Raw genomic sequence first — 17,858 nt, 5'->3', positions numbered from 1 at the left:
AGATGAGAGACGAAGCCCAAGAACGTTTAGAACTGTTATCAGCCATTCAAGATTTAGGATACGAAAGTTTGAGATATTCTATTTTTAACGAATATGGTCCTGGTGAATGGGAAGTGGTAATCGAATTTGACGATTCTAAGCAAGCGTACAATGTTTACGCTACCATGGATCGAGCAAGTTATAATAAAAAATTAGAATTTGATAATTTTCAAGATGCAAAACTAGCTTTTTTGGAACGATTAGAACATTTTGTAGAATCGACTAAGAAAGGACTTAAAGTTGGATTTTCTCCATATTACTCCTCCCCACTTTGGGACAATGAAAAGACGGATTGATTGTTAATTGCAGGAGATAATGAATGAAAAATTTAGATAAAGAAAAGCAAGACTTGCTATCAGCCATTCAAGATTTAGGATACGAAAGTTTGAGATATTCTATTTTTAACGAATATGGTCCTGGAGAATGGGAAGTGGTAATCGACTTTGACGATTCTATGCAAGTTTACAATGTCTATGCTACCGTGGATAGAGCAAGTAAGGAGGGAATTTTCAACTTTACAGACTTTTCAGAAGCAAAAGAGAAATTTTTAAAATTTTTGGGAGATACTATTTTTTTCAATCGTTATTATGTTCAGGAAGGAATGGATAAGATGTATTCTTCTCCATTATGGGACGGTTCTGAGACTCTTTCAAGAGAGATTATTGAAAACTATAAGAGAATAATTGAAAAATCCATTAGCGAAAAGAACTACCAATCTTTAGTCTATGTTTTATTTAATGAAAAAGATACTACTCCTTTCGCGATTCATCTGTTCTTTAGGGATAACCTGTTTATGGTAAATTGTAGAGATGATAGGTCTTATATTATGGGAAAAACATTTGAATTTACTAATTTTTTGGAAGCAAAAGAGAAATTTTTCAAGCTGTTAGATTTTACAGTTCGTGAAGGACGAAGAGATGTAGCAAACAGAGGAAGTTATATGTACTCCTCTCCATTGTGGGACAAGGAAGAGACTGATTAATTCTTCAGAGCTAGTAGTATAAAGATTTTAAATAGAGAAAGAAGTAGAAAATATGACTCAGAAAGAACAAGCAATTATCTACCCCTTGCCAACTGATGCGCTATTACAGGAAAGAGAAGTAGCGTGGAGGGTTAAACTGCCTGATGATTATAAGGAATTTATAAAGAATGAGAATGGATTGATTCCGTCAAAACGTTATTTTCATTTTGGGAATAATGAGAAAGTAATCGATCGATTTTTAGCTATACTAGCTATTTCAGGTGAGAAGGAAGAAGAGGCTTATGATATCGGAGTTGTGAGTACACAATTGGAAGGGCGCATTGTCTTTGATGAAGATTATGTTGGAATGCAACTAATCCCCATAGCAGCATTGTTCGGTGGTGATTTTCTTTGTCTAAACTATGTGGAGAATACTGCAAATCCGAGTATTTGTATCTGGTATCATGAAGAATCTTATGAATTAGAACCTGCTGTAGAATTTGTAGCGAACAACTTCACAGAGTTTTTAGTAATGCTACAGGATTAGCTATGTGATGGATATTAACTTAACACGAATCCGAAGAAACGAATAAAAGACTGATTAAGGTAGGAATTCTCAGATGAAAGGTTGATACAATGGTAGAATATAAAAAACATCAGCTAATAGTAAATGGTAAAGTTATAAAATCATTTAAATTTGAAATCCGAAATGTAATTGAACATGGTGATGAATTTATTGTTTTATTGGAGATTCCTATTGATAATGAGAGTGAAAAGAATAACATTTTAAGGATTGATGCGAGTGGAAATGTAGTCTGGACGATAGATAATAGTGGATACAGTAATAATAGTTATCCGTTTGAACAGATGACTTTGAGAGATGGCTGGCTTTATGTGACTGATTTTTATGCCAGAAGGTTAAAAATCGATATAAAAATGGGAAAAATAGTTGATATGGCTATATCAAAATAATAGAAGTTTGAGAATTCCAGAAATATGTGGAGGACTAATGCATGAGCGAAGGTTACTTATCTACAAGAGATAGTTTGGGTTATCAGAATGTCAAACAAGCTTTAGAGAAAATTTTTTCGATTGATCTTGATACAATTACGATTAATGAAAGGGATGATGAAAATTTTAATTTTCCGTTCATGTATAATGGTTATCATATGACAATAGGGATTTCATCAACCGATAAAAATAGGCAATTGGAAGCAGGAAAGGGTGGCTTATTTAACATTTGGTTCACTCAAACGGATGAACAGAGATTTTCAGTTACATTGTTGTCGCAGTTGATCAATGGTAAAAGTATAAAAAGAGTGTATGGTCGTGATCAAAAGTCTATCGAACGCACCTTGCAACTATTGAAAGACTTTCTAGATTCAGATAGAGCAGAAGTTTTATTAAAGAATTGACCAAATAGATATTAAAGAAATGATGTCTTTGAGGAGAATGATATTATGGAATTGAATGAAATAAACGATATGTTAGAACTCGCAAGAGAAACTAGAAAGAAAATAAGGAAAATATTTGGAGAAAGAGTGGATACGATTGCAGGTTACGATTATGCTGATGAACCCAGTCATCAAACTTTTAAATTAGACTTTAAGGTTTACGATTACTTCGCGATTGAATTTCATTATGAGAATGATCTCTGTGAGTTTTTTATTGTTTTGACTAAAGAAGTGAAGATATCAATAACGAAAGAGCCTGCTGTATATAGCCAGATAACAGATTGGGACAGCTATTTAAAAGGAATCAAGGATGAGCTCGAACTTCGGATTCCAGATAAGTTTTTAAAAGCCAAGGGATGGCTATGAGAAAAAGGAGTATTCGAATGGAAGATAATAAAATGCTTCGACTAGCAGAAGAAACGAGAGAAAAAATCAAAAGTGTATTTGGTGACCGTATAACTGAGCCGAAAATTGTGGATGTTGTTGAATATCCACAGTATAGAGGTTTTAGGCTTGAATTTATAGCGTATGATTATTTCTTTATGATGTTTAGCTATGAAGCTGATTTTTGTGGATTTACAATTTCTATTGGTGATCGTTTAGGTGCTGACTTGAACGAAAGAGACAAACCTACTTTTTATAGTGAGATTAGAGACTGGGATAAATACTTGAAAGAACTGATGATAGAAGTTGAGTCCCGCATTCCCGACAAGTTTTTAAAAGCTAAGGGATGGTATAAAAGAAGAGGTATCTTGTAATGTTTGAAAATGAAATGGATATTTTAGCGTATGAATTCTGCAATATATTGGATAGAGTTTTTACCAAGCGAATTGAAACATGGTGTATGTACGATATAGTTGATGAACCCAGTCATCAAACTTTTAAAATAGAATTTAAAGCTTATGATTACTTCGCAATTGAATTTCATTATGAAAATGACATGTGTGAGTTTTTTATTGTTTTGACAAAAGAAGTGAAGATATCAATCACTAAAGAGCCGGCTGTGTATAGCCAAATAACAGATTGGGACAGCTACTTAAAAGGGATCATGGCAGAGATTGAACTTCGAATTCCAGACAAGTTTTTGAAAGCCAAGGGATGGTTATAGTCTCAAAATCTTAGAGGAGAAAAGGAACAATGTTTAATAGAGAGCAAGAACGAGTGGAGCTTTTATCGGAGATTCAAAAACTAGGCTATGATAGTTTGAGATTTTCAATTTTCAATGACCATAATCCCTGGGAGTGGGAAACGAGAATTGAACTCAATCCTCAAACTCATAAGTATGAGGTATATTTAACAAGGGATAGGGCTGGAAAAGGAAGAGTTTTTGAGTATTCTGATTTTCCTGATGCAAAAGAAAAATTTTTGGAATTGTTAGACCATACCGTTTCAAGAAATAATTACTATATTTCCAATGGCTGGGTACCACAATATCCTTCCCCACTATGGGATAAACCAGAAATCGATATCAAATCTTTGAAAAATATAGTGGAAAAGGAGATTAAAGAAAGAGGTCTTGAAAGCTTGTCTTATGTCTTGTTTGATGAAGATAGCAGGCAACCATGGGCAACACATTTGTTTTTTAAAGATAACAAGTTTCAAATTAACAGTAGGGATGAACGCTCATATATTGTGGGGAAAACATGGGAGTTTGATACGATGAAGGAAGCATGGGATGAATTCTTTAAGATTCTTAGTCTGACAGTTCATGCGGAACAGTTGGCAAATGAACTTGGCCTTTCACACCCCTATCCTTCACCACTATGGGACGAGGAAGGAAAATGATTTAATTTGAGACAGGATATGCGAACCTTGTAAAAGATGTGTTTAGCTTTCTAGGTCATTGAGAACTAGCTAAAGTTTGGTTAGTATAAAAGAGAAGATAAATGTGTTTTAGGGAAGAAATAATCAGTAGACATTTGGTAAAAGGCAAAGGAGATAAGAATGGAATCAATTTATGTAAGTCAAAAAGATATGTTGGAAATCTGTCAAGATGGTGACAAGTATTTCTTGCGTTATCCAACTTTTAATATTACCATGCCAGAAGTAGTTCAAGAAATCCCCAAAGAAGCAGTGGATAGCTATTTAGTAGGAGAACATGATGGTGAAGAATTAATTAATTATGCTAATTTCGGATTTTGGGAATCAAAAAAGCAATATACACAAGAAGAGTCAGACAAAATTTTTATACGAAATAATCCTGATCTAATTTTTAATGATTTATCTAATAACCAAAAAATATTTTCTCCTGAAGAATTTAATCAAATCGTCACACAAGTTATCGTTTCAAAACTGAAACCTAGCGAACTAGACTCTATTGGTGTTGTAGATAGTCATTTAGAGTTACTCCTTGTGGATCTAATTGGCTGGGAGGAAGAAATAGAAGCAGTACATCTGGAAATTCTGCAAGAAAAAATTAATAATTACATTCACTTCCTCGAAAGTAAACAGTATGTGGAACGATACGGTGATAACTTTGACCAAAAAGTCATCCATATCACATTCCAGTATTCTCCGTCTGATAACGGTTTAGCCTTTCTCGCAGCGGTTCAGAAGGTGTTACAACCTACAGATATGAGCCTGAAGGCAGAATTACCGCAGCGGTAAAGAGAGCGGAAACGCTCTCTTTTTGTGATATAATGAAAACAGATTATCAAAACTTTTATTAAACAGCTGAAAATAGGAGATAATCAGGAATTCTAATGATTATAAATAATACAGTTATCAACAAACACTTAACAAAAGAACTATTTTATAATAATTTTAAAAATTATCTTCAACAAGAAGAAAGTTCTAATCTATTTATGTTAAAATCTCCCGTCAAGATTGAAGGATTGGAATTTTGGGCAGATTTTAATTTTCAAAATAATATTCTTGAATCTTTAAAGTTAAGTATTTATCAATCAAATGAGCCAATAAGCTATTCGAATATGTTTGAATATAAACTACAAGATATAAAAGGAATACAGGATAAGTGGTTAGAAAAACAATATGGTAGATTTTCCGAAAAGAGTACATACTCTACCAAATTTATTACTTCTTTTGCGGAAATAATATCCTATATTGATACAAAAACAGGTGAGACTAGTATCCTATTCTTATTTAGTTAGTATTGATTATTTACAAATAGTGGAATGAGGTAGAAATAATGCAGTTAAAGCAAGAATTAATAGAGTTACTATTAAAAATAGGGGAAACAAATCTGAATCTGTCGGACTTATTTTCAGAAGAAAAACCATCTCTATTCTTACCGGAAGGACGTACTATTTACTTAGAGGGTGATCATTACTACATTGTTGGTGTCGAACTTGGCAAAATAAATTCTGAGAAAAAATTTGATAATAAGGGAGATATTCTTTATTATCTTTTGAAATCATATGTTACTAGAATAGCATCAAAGAATGCATGGATTAATGCTAATGGAGATTTTGAACGTTATAATATCCTTCTTCAAGTAGAACAAATTCGCTTATTTAGTATCATTGATCCTAAATATGGAGAAAGAAGAAATAAGGAAATAACCTAAACATCACCTTCATTTAAGAAGTCATAAAACTAACGGAGAAAATACAATGACAAAAGAAGAGTTACTTGCTTTTTTAGAGTCTAATCGAAGTAAACTTAAATATTATACAGTCTATCTAAACAAAAAAGCATTAAAGCAGTTCGCAATAGGGTATTTTCTGGATTCGAAATCAAATAAATTTCTGGTGTATGAAGTGTCAGAGCGTCAGAGTTTGATTGAAATTGCTTCCTTTAAAAATGAAGAAGAAGCTATTGAGAAAGTTTATGAGATAGTCAAATATAGATGTCGAATATAAGCTCGGTTTCTATTAATGAGTAAAGAATATTTTGGAGAATGACATGATGACCAATTTAAAAGAAGAATTAACAGATTCGTTAACTGAATTAATAGAATTTTTATCAGAGTACAAGGAACAGCATAATGTTAAGTGTTTTATAGAGACGCTGAAAAATATGATAGCAATCATAGAGAATATAGAAAATCCTGAACTACCAATTGAATGTATAGAGCAAATTCGAAAAATGTACAAAAGTATGTTTTTCCCAAGAGATGGTTTATCGGATTTTTATGTTTTTGACTCGGACGCTGCTTACATGAAAATGAGAAATGAGCAATTCTCTTTAATGCTAGAGAGAACTGGCAACTTATTAAAAGTCTAGGTAACTGATGAGAGATTTCATAAGGTTGGAAGGTATTGAAATAGGAGTGAATAATGATTGCGATTTATCGGGGTAAAAAATATAATGTTTCAAAAGGTCTTAGTAATAATGATTGGATTGTCCTGACTAGTGATACAAAAGATGGAGGGTTTAGCAATTATATAGATTCTTGGGGAGAGGAATTTGATGATTTCTTTTCTAAAAACGTCAAGATGGAAGAGCTAGACTATCTATACAGTATTCATTATGAGATTCAATATAAGGGGCATTCTTTTCATGTTAGTAGTGGGATGATTCGAAGGAATGTTGAGAAAGATTGGTTTGAAATAAAACCAAGCGCCAACCAAAATCAAATAAAGGATGAGTTGGGATTCAAGCAGATAAATAAGTTAGAATGGGCAAAAGAGATTAGCCGAAAAGACATTGAAGTCTTAAAAATAATCGAAACACCTTTAGGAATCTTTAAAGATCAGGGAGTTAAAGTAAAAAGTTTAGAAGGCCAAGCCATTGATAACTTTTTAAATTCTATTGAAAAGTAAAGTTATGATACTGTGGTTTCAATCTAATAGAAGAAAAAATGGAATCTGTTCCGAGGAAATGATAATGTTTGATAATGAATATATTGTAAGTTTGAAAAGGTTTATCAGCAATGTCGAAATTGTTTTAAGAAATAACAAGTTGCAGGCATATGATAATGTGGATATTATTTACATTCTAGAAAAAAGAGAAGACGAATTTTTTATTTCACTAAATGAAAGAGGGGTTAGTATAGAATACTGTAAAATTCGTAACAAGGAGTTGGCGCAGCTCTATTTTGCTATCTTTGTTAAAAGAGGAGTTACAGACTTTGAATTCCCACTGATGACTTTAATAAATGATATAGAAGATATCGAAATATTGAAAGAATACTTGACTAGAGAAAAACTTGATGATTTTTATTCGGTTGATTCTAGGACTAAAGAAAAAATAAATTTTTCTTCAGAATCAAACAGGATTTATTACGTAGATGCAAGTGACAATGAATACAATCTGTTTTCTCTGCCAAACAGACTATTTCAAACCTTCTATGCATCAATTGTAAAATTAAAAACTATTAAGGAGTGGTTGATTAAACTGAATGATGCTAATGGACTAGGAGATCAATATGAGGCTACTTTGCTGGGGTATAGTTTAGAGGGGCTAATTAGAAGTGAGCTGTTTGTAATTAAGGAGAAATGATGAAAACAATTCGTTTTACTTATGGGAATTTTCGTTATTTAGTATTTGAATTGAATCATCAATACTATCTACTTGATAGAAGGCCATGTCATTTGATAGGATATCTTTTTCCACCTATAAATTGGCTTTTCTTTCAACATGTGTATCCTATTACATCAGATGAGTACTCTAAAATAAAAGAAAAAAATGGCCGTACAATAAAACTCACTGTTTCAGCTTCTCTCGGTGCTGGACTGAGTGTCTTTTTATATAATTGGTTACGCGTGAACAAGATTGATATCACTAAGTATTTTGAAATGAATCTTTCAAGTTTTACGAAAGTGGCAATCTTTTTAATGACTTTTCTTTTAACATATGTTCTGGTTGAATTATTTTACTATTCTCGGAAAAGAAGGATGGCCTCCGTGCTAGGGCGCGAACTTAGGCATTTACAATACTATAAAATCACACCAGTAAAAATTGACTTTAAACAATTGCTAGGCTTTTTAGTAGTTATTGGTGGACTAGCATTTTTTATGTCCTTGTATTATTTTTACTCAGGTAACTTACTTTTTGGTTTAATGGCTAATGCAATCATCTTTCTATATTTATCGGCTTCTAATGTTGCATTTGGAACTGAAAGTCATCACTTATATAAAATAAATGATAAAATACTAAAATAAGATATCGCCGATATCGAGATACTCCTCGAAGCTTGGGAAAAACTCATGTTTTCTTAAATTAGTAAGGATTAGAATGCAAAAAATAAAATTATATTATAAAGGGAATCTTCGATACCTATTATTTCATTATCAGGGGAGACAGTATCTATTAGATAGATCTCCTAAACATTTTCTCGGATACTTCTGTTTGCCTCTAAACTGGTATTTTTATCAGAAAGTTTATGCTATCTCAGATGAAGAACTTGTTAAAATCGAAGAAAAAAACGCTAAGGCGAGCAAATTTATCCTTCCAACGTCATTAGCCGCAGGATTGGCAGTTTTTGTGAATGCCTGGGCTCATATGAATCATATTGATTTATTTGCCAACTTTTATGTGAATTTTTCGATAGTAACTAGCTTGGTTTTAGTAGTTATTGGTCTATTATTGTCTTTTAGTTTGCTTCAACTTTTATATTTTAAAAAGAAAAAAACTTTGGAAAAATTACTCAATAGATCATTGGAGCAATCTAATTATTATAAAATAAAACCAGTAAATTCATTGCGTTTTTACGTAAAAATGCTTCTTTTACGACTATGTTTCTTTGCTTTAGCTCTTATATTTGTCTTAGCTTTTATTTACATAAAAAATGTTGCCATGCTTTTGATAATGATTTTAACAATGTTCATTTTTCTAGCAACCATAAATGTTGCCTTTGCCCCTGGAGAAGAACGGGAATATGAGATAGTTGAAGTCAAATCAAACCAGAGTAAAAATTAAACGAAGTGATTAAAGTTAATAAAGGATTCAATTATGAAGAACCAATACACGCAATATATAGAGCAATTACAAGATCTGATTAACTTAGAATATCCAGGTCAGAAGTTATACCCGGGAATTATACAGGATATATATAAGCTAACTAAGCTTATAGAACGAGGGGAAAATATCAATGACATTAGTTTTTTTAGTTTAGCGAGAAGATTTGTAGATGAAACAATGGATTATAAAAGTGACATTTTAGTCGTCTTAAAACAATTGGAGAAAGAACTGAAAAAAGGAAATGAAAGAAAAGAATAAACAATATAAAGGACTAGTTCATCTAGGAGAGTTTAAGAACAAATTAGTTTATTATGACCTAAAAGGAAGGAAACTGTTTTTTCGATTCCAGAAAGAACTTCTAAGTATCAACAGTACTTTATTCTTTCCTTGATATTACTAGTTCTTCCATTTATTAGATTCCTGAATGGTCTGACAATCTTTAGTATAGTTGAGCATAAGTATCTCTATTTGATTCTATTTTCTTTTATTTTCTTACTTATCGGGAAATTGATGGATGTCTATTTTAAAAAAGACTTGGATTTGTATCCAGCTCTATTTACAGATTTGGAGTACTTAGAATTCCTAGAAATAGTTAAGAAAAGTGGAGTTGTTGTTTCTTCTGTACTTCGTGCTAGCTTTATTAGTTTGTTAGTATCATTGACCGTCTATCTAATATATCCTGGTTTTTTGACTTTGTTTTTCCACTCCATGCTTTTGTTTATTCTCTATTTGTGTATAGCCAATAGTTTACACAGACGAAAGAAGGTAATGGAGAGTTTGATAAGGAATGTGCGCACTAACTAAATCTTTTTTGGTCTGTGATAATTCTGCAATATTAAATAAAGGAAGCAAATTTATATGACAATAGAAATTCAGCAATACAAAAGTTGTACGATATTAAAAAACAATAATGATTATCAGATTCTGTGGAGTAGAGGGAAAGAAGTGCTTAATTTTCCCATTAGCCAGGAATTAGTAGAACGTGTTTCAACATCAGAAAAAGATTCTTTAGAAGTAATGTTTTATTGTGAACATCATCGTTGGCCACAGAAAGATGAGTTAGAAGATTATAATCAATCGGATACGATTGTACATAGAGGCAATGGATTTATTGTATATGAGACAGACGGCTATTACGAAATTAGCTTCTTTAAAGAAATTGGCGGAGCCATGGGGCCAGAAGTTCGCTATCCTATTACTAAAGAACTGATTGATAAAGCATTTGAATCTTCTAGGGGAGCATATGAGGTAATGATTTATGCTGAAACAGGGCACTGGCCTTTATAGTAAAGTGGATGACATTATATAATATTTATAGTTGTGATGTCTGGACGGCTATTTTTTGAGGGAAACCCTTCGTTTGGAAAAATTCTTGGCATAATCGTGTCTGTAATACTTACAGCTATTATACCAGCAGGAATCATGGGCGGTTTCTTTTCTGCTTCCTATGTCAAGAAATATCCAGATAGAAGAGAAATGCAGTAGGCTCGTTGTTATCAATTTTAATAAAATTAGGGAGAAAATTAGATGAAGAAATCAATTTTTAAAGCAAGTTTTGAGGAGAGTTTAAATTTATTAGATGATGGTTTTTTACAGTATCAGAAAAAAGATTATTATAATAAACTTGGGAAAGCCTTTAAGAAAGGGAAACCCTCTTTTTGGTTTGGTATTCAAGCTTTTATTCTTAGTCTGTTGTTTCCGATAGGTGCAAATTTCATGCTCCTTGCTGTTACCTTATCATTGCAAAATTCTGATCCTAAAGATTTAAGGTTACCAGTTTCTCAGTATCCTTTGCTAACAGTCGAGCTTTATTTAATTTGCTTGTTAATTTGGTTGTTATTGGTATTAATGGGTAAATTCTTTAAACGGACGTTTATTCTCCCTTATCGTTATCGATTTCATATTATAACTTTTATAATATGGTTTGTGTTTGAATTTAATCTGCTGGCAACAACTATGTCTTTACCTATATTATCAATATGGGGGATCTTCGTACTTTTTGGGCTTCAAGTATTGTTGACTTATGTAATGTTAAGAACAGAGGTTAGAAGTTTGAAAAAACGAATGTATGGAGAAGTTAAGTCACCTACCTTACTCGATAAAATTGCCAAAGGCCTTGCTATTTATGGAGCAGGTATATTGGGCTTGGCTGTGATTGTTAATTATATTCTCAAAGCTTTTTCTATTAATTTTTCCTCTTCCGTAACTGTTTTAGGTCTCTTTATATTTTGGATTCTATCAAATATTGGTGTAATCGCCATGATTGTATTCATGGAGTTTCCTTTCTTTTTAGAAGGCTATTACAAGTGGAAATACCCTGAAGAATACCGCGAGTGGGAAGGCAAATCAGTGGAAGAATGGTATGGAAAGAGATACTTGAAAAAGCACTCAGAATTAGTAGAAAAGAAGATTGAGAATTAAACTTATGATAGAAAAGTCACTATTTAAAGCCAGTTTTGAAGAAAGTCTTAATCTAGAAGATGATGGTTTTTTACAGTATCAGAAAGGAAATGTTTTCTCTAAGTTAGAAACATATTATAGGGAAGAAAAGTCTAAACTAGTTCTTCATATTCAGAATATTGTTTTCACTCTTATCGGTCCTGTCATTATAAACTTTATGATTCTTGTTTTCTCGCTGTCCTTGCACAACTCTGATCCTAAAGATTTAAGATTACCTATCTATCAACATCCATTACTAACAGCTGAGGTATATCTAGTCTGTTTCTTAATTTGGGTATTTATCATATTGATTGGTAAAGTTTTTAGAAAAGCTTTTATACTGCCTTATCGCAATCATTTTCATGTCATCACATTTCTAATTTGGCTTAGTCTTGAATTTAATCTGTTAGCGATTGATATGTCATTACCAACTTTATCTATTTGGATGGTTGCTGCTATTTTTGTTTTTATTACTATATTAGCCTATTTTATGTTTAGCCTTGAAATTGAAAGTCTTAAAAAACTGATGTATGGTAATGGAAGTGGCTCTTCTCTTCGCAATAAAATTTCCAATAAGATAGCGATTTATGGAATGAGTTTTTTGGGAATTGGAGTAATTATAAACTTTATTATAAAAAGTTTTTCCATAAAATTTTCAACTTCATTGGAAGGATTAGGTCTTTTGATAACATGGATTATCCTAAATATTGCTGTGATTGCTATTCTAATTTACATCGAATTTCCTAGTTATTTACAAGCATTCTACAAATGGAAATATTCTGAAGAATATCGTGAGTGGGAAGGGAAAACTGTAGAAGAATGGTATGGGAAGAAATATTTAAAAAAACACAAGGAGTTATTAGAATAGTTTTTGGGTGAAAAGTATGAAGAAATCAATTTTTAAAGCAAGTTTTGAGGAGAGTTTAAATTTATTAGATGATGGCGTCTCAGGGAAATTTGCTCGGGACATTTACCAAGATGCTTTAAAAAAAGAGCAATTTAGAGGAACAAAAAAATCATATGTTTGGCTGGTAATTCTGACTTTCCTATTTATAATTGGTCCCAATTGGTTGATTGTAGCTTTAAATGATTATTTATTTTACCATTCTGATCCTAGAGATTTAACAGTCCCTTTACCCGACATTAATTTTCTTCCGTACTGGGTATTTTGGATAGCACTTGCAATATGGATTTTATTGATTATACTAGGGAAGCGATACAATCAGCAGTTTATTTTGATTTATAGGGGCCAATTTCATTTTATGGTTACCTTTATTATCTGGCTAGTTGTTGAACTCAATCTTTTTTCTCTAAACTTAATTTATGCAGTAGCTGGATTTTGGGGAATGTTCACTTTTGTAGGATTAATATTATTAATAATTATTTCAATGATTCTTTCTGAGTGTGAGTCATTAGGAATGTTGTTATATGGGACAACTCTAAAGAAAAGTTTTAGTGATAGATTCTTCGGCAAGATGTTTAGCATAATTGCCAAGTATGGTGGTTTGGTTGTAGCAATTTGGCTAGTCATTCATATTTTTTTCTCAAGTTCGATGGAGAATAGGAATAATTTGATTGGAGGACTCGGTATTTTGGCTTCAATACTGATTCTTAATATTTTAGTTGCTGCTTTTGAAGTTTATTTCATGTTTCCCTATATGCTACAAGCCTACTATAAATGGAAATATCCCGAAGAATACTGCGAATGGGAAGGCAAATCAGTGGAAGAATGGTATGGAATGAAATATTTAAAAAAACACAAGGAGCTAATAGCTATTAAAAATGAAGTCGATTTATACTAGTCAAAAAGATATATTGGAAATCTGTCAAGATGGTGATAAGTTTTTCTTGCGTTATCCAACTTTTAATATTACTATGCCAGAAGGAGTTCAAGAAATCCCCAAAGAAGCTGCAGATAGTTATATGTCGGGAGAACATACTGGTAAAGAGTTGATGAATTATGCACAATATGGTTTTTGGAAATCTAAAAAACAATATACACAAGAAGAGTCGAATAAAATTTTTATACAAAATAATCCTGACTTAATTTTCAATGATTTATCTGATAACCAAAAAATATTTTCTCCTGAAGAATTTACCCAAATCGTAACCAAAGCTATTGTTTCAGAACTAGAACCTAGCGAACTTGACGCTATTGGTATAGTTGATAATCATTTAGAGTTACTCCTTGTTGATCCAGTCGGTTGGCAGGAAGAGATAGAAGCAGTCCATCTGGAAATTCTGCAAGAAAGACTTAACAACTACATCTACTTCCTCGAAAGTAAGCAGTATGTGGAGCGATATGGTGATAAGTTTGACAAAAAAGTCATCCATATCACATTCCAGTATTCTCCATCTGATAATGGACTAACCTTTCTTACTGCGGTTCAGAAGGTATTGCAACCAACGGATATGAGCTTAAAGGTAGAATTAGCAGAGTGATAAAGTCTCTATTTGATATAACAGCTGTTCATTTTTTTTGTACTATCAAGATTTAAGTGACTGTGCAACAGCAATTCAATTTATTGATTTACTCTTATTGTGATATCTTCATAATAAAAACCCGCTCAGCCGAGCGGGTTTTACCTATTTCTCTTTTACAGTACCCACGTACGGATGGCATGGGCAACGCCGGATTCATCGTTAGATTTGGTGATATATTTGGCGATTTTTTTGATTTCTGGATTTCCGTTTTCCATGACAACGGGGTTTCCAACGACTTCCAGCATGGCACGGTCATTTTCTTCGTCCCCGATCGCCATGGTTTCATCTTTGGTCAATCCGAGTTTTTCAGCTAAGTGAGTAATGGCTGAGCCCTTGTCTACATTCTTTTTAAGGAGTTCGAGGTAGAAGGGAGCAGATTTGTTGATGGAGTAGCGTTCGTAAAATTCTGCTGGGATTTTTTCAATCGCAGCATCGAGAATCTCTGGTTCATCGATAAACATACACTTGACGATTTCCTTGCCAGCCATTTCTTCAGGAGTGCGGTAAAAGATGGGCATGCTTACGAGGGTTGATTCGTGCACAGTGTATTTTCCGATATTGCGATTGGCTGTGTAGATGCCGTCCTTGGTAATAGCGTGCATGTGGACACCGAGCTTGCGACTGAGAAATTCCATATCTAGATAATCCTCATAGGTCAAGGATTCGCTGATAATCTCATGGCCTGTAGCAGTTTCTTGGACAAGGGCACCATTAAAGGTCACAACATAGTCACCCTCGTCTCTCAACTGCAAGTCGTCCAGAAGTTTAGCAACACCTGCGATAGGGCGGCCAGTTGCAATCACGACTTTCACACCAGCTTCTTTGGCATCTTGGATAGCAGAAAAGACTTCAGGAGTGATTTCCTTTTGGCTATTGACTAGGGTTCCGTCGATATCAACGGCAATTAGTTTAATACTCATAAATTTCCTCTTCTAGTTTTTATTTGGGGTAAAATGATCGTTCTCAATCAAGTGTAAAAATTGCTGGGTAATGCTTGCGAAGATGCTGTTTTGGTCTAACATTTCTTTTGGGAAATAAAAACGATTATCTCCGTGACGACTACCAGCAAGGGATTGGACGATAGGAGACAGGCTAGAGAGTTCAGCTAGTTCTCCATTTTTTTGTAAAATCTCAATCTGTGTCCGCGGATTTTCAGATTCGGGACGATAGATATCATAAGGGAGGTCGAAGTTCTTATGAATGGCAGTGTAGTAGTCCGGGTCAAAGCCGATATCCTCAACCAATTTTCTCATGCTGGCGAGTTGATCTTGGTCTTCTTGTGAAAAGGTAATGGATTTAAAGACCTTGCGGTTGACAAAGCGTTGCGACAAATCTGCGAGAATCTTGTCAGGACTGGTCATCCAGAGTTGGAAGTAGGTATTCATCACACCATCATCCAGAGCCAGATAGTCAGACAAGGTCACATTTTTTTCAAAGAAAGGCAGGAGGTGTGGAGAAGTTCGTGCAAAGAAGTCCTTATCCTCAGGATAGAGTTCCTTGGCGCGTTTGAGAAGATTTTGTAGGAGAACTTCCATAGCGCGTGTTGCAGGGTGGAAATAAACCTGCATGTACATCTGGTAGCGACTGAGGACGTAGTCTTCAATGGCATGCATGCCATTGCGCTGAAATGCGATTCCATTTTCGATAGGACGAATGACACGTAAGATCCGAGTCAGGTCAAATTCCCCATAAGAAGCTCCTGTAAAATAGGAGTCGCGCAAGAGATAGTCCATACGGTCTGCATCAATCTGACTAGAAATGAGTTGCACGACCTGCTTGTTAGGATAGGTATGGTCAATGACACTGGCTACCTTTTCTGGAAAATCTGGCGCGACTTGTAGCAGGACTTGGTGAATATCCGTTTCAGGACTTTGGACAATCTCCTGAGTAATGGCTTCGTGGTCTGTATCAAAGAGATTTTCAAAGGTGTGGGAGTAGGCACCGTGTCCTAGGTCATGTAGGAGGGCAGCAGTCATGGTCAAGAGAGACTCGGCAGGATTCCATTCGTCAGGGTATTTTTCTTCAAAAATCTCTGTGATGCGACGAGCAATCTCATAGACTCCAAGACAATGGGAGAAGCGACTGTGTTCTCCACCGTGGAAGGTATAACTGGAAGTTCCCAGTTGTTTGATACGACGCAAACGCTGAAATTCTTTTGTATTAATCAAGTCATAGATGATTTGATTATTGACATGGATGTAGTTGTGAACTGGGTCACGGAATACTTTTTCGTTCATATGACCATTATAGCAAAATCCTTCTCTTTTTGGTAAAATAGTAGGACAAGAGACAAGAAAGAGGACCTGATGTGAAGATTCGGATGCGAAATACGATTCAGTTTGATGAGCAGTTGGAAGTGATTGACCAGCTCTATGACGTGGAAGTGCATGAAAAGGGGGACTATAGCTACCTCCTTTTCTATAATGAGGAAAAGGAAAAAGTAGTGATTAAATTTCATGGTCAAGAGTTGGTGATGAGCCGATTTTCTAATCCCAAGACCATTATGCGCTTTCTAAAGGATAGTGATAGTTTGGCCTATATTCCTACACCCATGGGCATGCAGGAGTTTATTATCCAAACCAGTCGTTATGAAGTTGATGGGCAAAAGATTCATTTAGACTATCAACTACAAAACCAAGAGGGATATCCCTTTGCCAGCTATCAATTGGAAATTACTTGGGGCTAGGTATGACTGGGGACGAGGTTATAGCAACGAAGCTGATAAAGTTTATGAAATCAAGCTTTTCTTGCACATTTTTAGTAGCTGAAACCTTTATTTTTTCAGATTAAGGTTATAACAATCATTCCATTACCTATTATTTATGAAAGCTAAATATAATATCCGTCTTCCCTTATACTTATTCCAAATGAGTAAAGAGGATTTGAGGCCTAGCGATTGTGATTATTGTATATTCAAAATCTAAAAATTGATAAAAGGGACAGTGAATGTCCCTTTTCATTTCTATAGAATTCAGAGTTTTAGATAGGATAGATTGGTAAATAATGAAGAAAATATTTTGGGGAAATAGCCCCCAAAAAGGGGATTTGTCTTCCAAATAGTACTAACATTATCCATGTTGGTTTTTCTTCTTGTTTTCGTGAGTCTTTATAAAGTAATCTATCTCCTTTTGAGACCTAAGGATAACAACTTTATCTGGATAGGTTTCTTGAACCCACTTGTAGCGTTCTTTAGCGGATTTGCTCCGCCCATCCCAGAGAATCCATCTGATAAACTCCCAATTAAATTGTTCTTGACAACCAGCTGCCATACTTTCTCTGACCTTGCCTCGGTATGTGAGATACCGTTTAAAGGCTCGAAAGAGACAGGTCAATGGGGAAAAGTTGAGAAAGATGATTTGGTCAGCTTCCTGCATTCTTTCCTCATAGAAACACCAAGAATAATTTCCATCGATGACCCAAGCTTTATGATTGGTGAGAAAGTTATTCATCTCGGTCAACATCCATTCACGGTCACTGTCTTGCCAACCGGGTTGAAATTGGAGTGTGTCCATGTGAAGTTTTGGGATGGAGTAGCAGTGAGACAACTTTTCGGCTAGAGTTGACTTACCAGCACCAGAATATCCGATAATTGCGATTTTCATTTTCTACCTTTTCCT

General features: G+C 34.1%; 28 protein-coding genes. 25 read left to right on the top strand and 3 right to left on the bottom strand.

The genetic code is table 11. The features are described 5' to 3' along the window. Nucleotides 1-2 precede the first annotated feature (2 nt). From JJN14_RS06350 to JJN14_RS06235, 24 genes are all read left to right on the top strand, one after another. Complete coding sequence (locus JJN14_RS06350) at nucleotides 3-335, top strand: Imm59 family immunity protein (RefSeq protein ID WP_201058170.1); 333 nt, start codon at nucleotides 3-5, stop codon at nucleotides 333-335. A gap of 23 nt (nucleotides 336-358) precedes the next feature. After that, nucleotides 359-1,021 (top strand): Imm59 family immunity protein, encoded by a 663-nt coding sequence (locus tag JJN14_RS10260; protein ID WP_201058169.1) that lies wholly within the window; start codon nucleotides 359-361, stop codon nucleotides 1,019-1,021. A 52-nt stretch (nucleotides 1,022-1,073) separates the two neighbouring features. After that, nucleotides 1,074-1,547, top strand: coding sequence for an SMI1/KNR4 family protein (locus tag JJN14_RS06340; RefSeq protein WP_049510851.1), 474 nt, complete (start codon nucleotides 1,074-1,076; stop codon nucleotides 1,545-1,547). 89 nt (nucleotides 1,548-1,636) lie between these two features. Continuing rightward, nucleotides 1,637-1,972, top strand: a complete 336-nt coding sequence (locus JJN14_RS06335; protein WP_049510852.1) for a hypothetical protein — start codon at nucleotides 1,637-1,639, stop codon at nucleotides 1,970-1,972. 41 nt (nucleotides 1,973-2,013) lie between these two features. Next, nucleotides 2,014-2,415, top strand: coding sequence for a hypothetical protein (locus JJN14_RS06330; protein ID WP_201058168.1), 402 nt, complete (start codon nucleotides 2,014-2,016; stop codon nucleotides 2,413-2,415). Between the two features lie 45 nt (nucleotides 2,416-2,460). Further along, nucleotides 2,461-2,820 (top strand): hypothetical protein, encoded by a 360-nt coding sequence (locus JJN14_RS06325; RefSeq protein ID WP_049510854.1) that lies wholly within the window; start codon nucleotides 2,461-2,463, stop codon nucleotides 2,818-2,820. Between the two features lie 17 nt (nucleotides 2,821-2,837). Continuing rightward, on the top strand, nucleotides 2,838-3,212 hold the full coding sequence (locus JJN14_RS06320) for a hypothetical protein (protein ID WP_049510855.1): 375 nt from the start codon (nucleotides 2,838-2,840) through the stop codon (nucleotides 3,210-3,212). Then, nucleotides 3,212-3,562 carry a hypothetical protein gene (locus JJN14_RS06315; RefSeq protein ID WP_049510857.1) on the top strand — a complete coding sequence of 117 codons (351 nt, stop codon included), beginning with the start codon at nucleotides 3,212-3,214 and terminating at the stop codon, nucleotides 3,560-3,562. The genes JJN14_RS06320 and JJN14_RS06315 overlap by 1 nt, the downstream gene beginning before the upstream one ends. 29 nt (nucleotides 3,563-3,591) lie before the next feature. Continuing rightward, on the top strand, nucleotides 3,592-4,239 hold the full coding sequence (locus JJN14_RS10255) for an Imm59 family immunity protein (RefSeq protein WP_201058167.1): 648 nt from the start codon (nucleotides 3,592-3,594) through the stop codon (nucleotides 4,237-4,239). 159 nt (nucleotides 4,240-4,398) lie between these two features. Next, nucleotides 4,399-5,061, top strand: a complete 663-nt coding sequence (locus tag JJN14_RS06305; protein ID WP_201058166.1) for a DUF6572 domain-containing protein — start codon at nucleotides 4,399-4,401, stop codon at nucleotides 5,059-5,061. Nucleotides 5,062-5,156: 95 nt separating this feature from the next. Then, nucleotides 5,157-5,564: a hypothetical protein gene (locus JJN14_RS06300; protein ID WP_201058165.1), complete on the top strand. Its 408-nt coding sequence runs from the start codon at nucleotides 5,157-5,159 to the stop codon at nucleotides 5,562-5,564. A gap of 38 nt (nucleotides 5,565-5,602) precedes the next feature. Then, nucleotides 5,603-5,980, top strand: a complete 378-nt coding sequence (locus JJN14_RS06295; RefSeq protein WP_201058164.1) for a hypothetical protein — start codon at nucleotides 5,603-5,605, stop codon at nucleotides 5,978-5,980. A gap of 46 nt (nucleotides 5,981-6,026) precedes the next feature. Further along, nucleotides 6,027-6,275: a hypothetical protein gene (locus JJN14_RS06290; protein ID WP_201058163.1), complete on the top strand. Its 249-nt coding sequence runs from the start codon at nucleotides 6,027-6,029 to the stop codon at nucleotides 6,273-6,275. A gap of 43 nt (nucleotides 6,276-6,318) precedes the next feature. Further along, nucleotides 6,319-6,639 carry a hypothetical protein gene (locus tag JJN14_RS06285; RefSeq protein WP_236253673.1) on the top strand — a complete coding sequence of 107 codons (321 nt, stop codon included), beginning with the start codon at nucleotides 6,319-6,321 and terminating at the stop codon, nucleotides 6,637-6,639. Between the two features lie 53 nt (nucleotides 6,640-6,692). After that, entirely contained in the window at nucleotides 6,693-7,178 is a 486-nt protein-coding gene (locus JJN14_RS06280; RefSeq protein ID WP_201058162.1) for a hypothetical protein, read from the top strand. Between the two features lie 64 nt (nucleotides 7,179-7,242). Then, complete coding sequence (locus JJN14_RS06275) at nucleotides 7,243-7,857, top strand: hypothetical protein (protein WP_201058161.1); 615 nt, start codon at nucleotides 7,243-7,245, stop codon at nucleotides 7,855-7,857. Further along, a complete protein-coding gene (locus JJN14_RS06270) occupies nucleotides 7,857-8,519 on the top strand; it encodes a DUF443 family protein (protein WP_201058160.1) in 663 nt (220 codons plus the stop codon). Before JJN14_RS06275 ends, JJN14_RS06270 begins: the two co-directional genes overlap by 1 nt. A gap of 73 nt (nucleotides 8,520-8,592) precedes the next feature. Further along, nucleotides 8,593-9,276 carry a DUF443 family protein gene (locus JJN14_RS06265; protein WP_201058159.1) on the top strand — a complete coding sequence of 228 codons (684 nt, stop codon included), beginning with the start codon at nucleotides 8,593-8,595 and terminating at the stop codon, nucleotides 9,274-9,276. A 33-nt stretch (nucleotides 9,277-9,309) separates the two neighbouring features. Continuing rightward, nucleotides 9,310-9,576: a hypothetical protein gene (locus JJN14_RS06260; protein WP_201058158.1), complete on the top strand. Its 267-nt coding sequence runs from the start codon at nucleotides 9,310-9,312 to the stop codon at nucleotides 9,574-9,576. Nucleotides 9,577-10,176: 600 nt separating this feature from the next. Next, entirely contained in the window at nucleotides 10,177-10,605 is a 429-nt protein-coding gene (locus JJN14_RS06255; protein ID WP_201058157.1) for a hypothetical protein, read from the top strand. Nucleotides 10,606-10,845: 240 nt separating this feature from the next. Next, complete coding sequence (locus tag JJN14_RS06250; RefSeq protein ID WP_201058156.1) at nucleotides 10,846-11,739, top strand: hypothetical protein; 894 nt, start codon at nucleotides 10,846-10,848, stop codon at nucleotides 11,737-11,739. Between the two features lie 4 nt (nucleotides 11,740-11,743). Further along, nucleotides 11,744-12,625 (top strand): hypothetical protein, encoded by an 882-nt coding sequence (locus tag JJN14_RS06245; RefSeq protein ID WP_201058155.1) that lies wholly within the window; start codon nucleotides 11,744-11,746, stop codon nucleotides 12,623-12,625. 16 nt (nucleotides 12,626-12,641) lie between these two features. After that, on the top strand, nucleotides 12,642-13,559 hold the full coding sequence (locus tag JJN14_RS06240; protein WP_201058154.1) for a hypothetical protein: 918 nt from the start codon (nucleotides 12,642-12,644) through the stop codon (nucleotides 13,557-13,559). Continuing rightward, the gene (locus JJN14_RS06235; protein ID WP_201058153.1) at nucleotides 13,540-14,199 is read left to right on the top strand and encodes a DUF6572 domain-containing protein; all 660 of its coding nucleotides are present in this window, start codon (nucleotides 13,540-13,542) and stop codon (nucleotides 14,197-14,199) included. Before JJN14_RS06240 ends, JJN14_RS06235 begins: the two co-directional genes overlap by 20 nt. A gap of 155 nt (nucleotides 14,200-14,354) precedes the next feature. Here JJN14_RS06235 and yidA read toward each other — a convergent pair whose 3' ends face one another. After that, nucleotides 14,355-15,161, bottom strand: coding sequence for a sugar-phosphatase (yidA, locus tag JJN14_RS06230; protein WP_125454430.1), 807 nt, complete (start codon nucleotides 15,159-15,161; stop codon nucleotides 14,355-14,357). Between the two features lie 12 nt (nucleotides 15,162-15,173). Further along, on the bottom strand, nucleotides 15,174-16,478 hold the full coding sequence (locus JJN14_RS06225) for an HD domain-containing protein (protein WP_201058152.1): 1,305 nt from the start codon (nucleotides 16,476-16,478) through the stop codon (nucleotides 15,174-15,176). A 71-nt stretch (nucleotides 16,479-16,549) separates the two neighbouring features. Between JJN14_RS06225 and JJN14_RS06220 the strand changes: the two genes are divergently transcribed. Next, nucleotides 16,550-16,927 carry a DUF1934 domain-containing protein gene (locus tag JJN14_RS06220; protein WP_080709993.1) on the top strand — a complete coding sequence of 126 codons (378 nt, stop codon included), beginning with the start codon at nucleotides 16,550-16,552 and terminating at the stop codon, nucleotides 16,925-16,927. Nucleotides 16,928-17,309: 382 nt separating this feature from the next. Here JJN14_RS06220 and JJN14_RS06215 read toward each other — a convergent pair whose 3' ends face one another. Next, nucleotides 17,310-17,843 (bottom strand): DNA topology modulation protein, encoded by a 534-nt coding sequence (locus JJN14_RS06215; RefSeq protein WP_042751398.1) that lies wholly within the window; start codon nucleotides 17,841-17,843, stop codon nucleotides 17,310-17,312. Nucleotides 17,844-17,858: the final 15 nt, after the last annotated feature.

It is taken from the genome of Streptococcus mitis, assembly GCF_016658865.1.
GTDB lineage: Bacteria > Bacillota > Bacilli > Lactobacillales > Streptococcaceae > Streptococcus > Streptococcus mitis_BT.
This window is presented reverse-complemented; position numbering and strand designations above follow the sequence as displayed.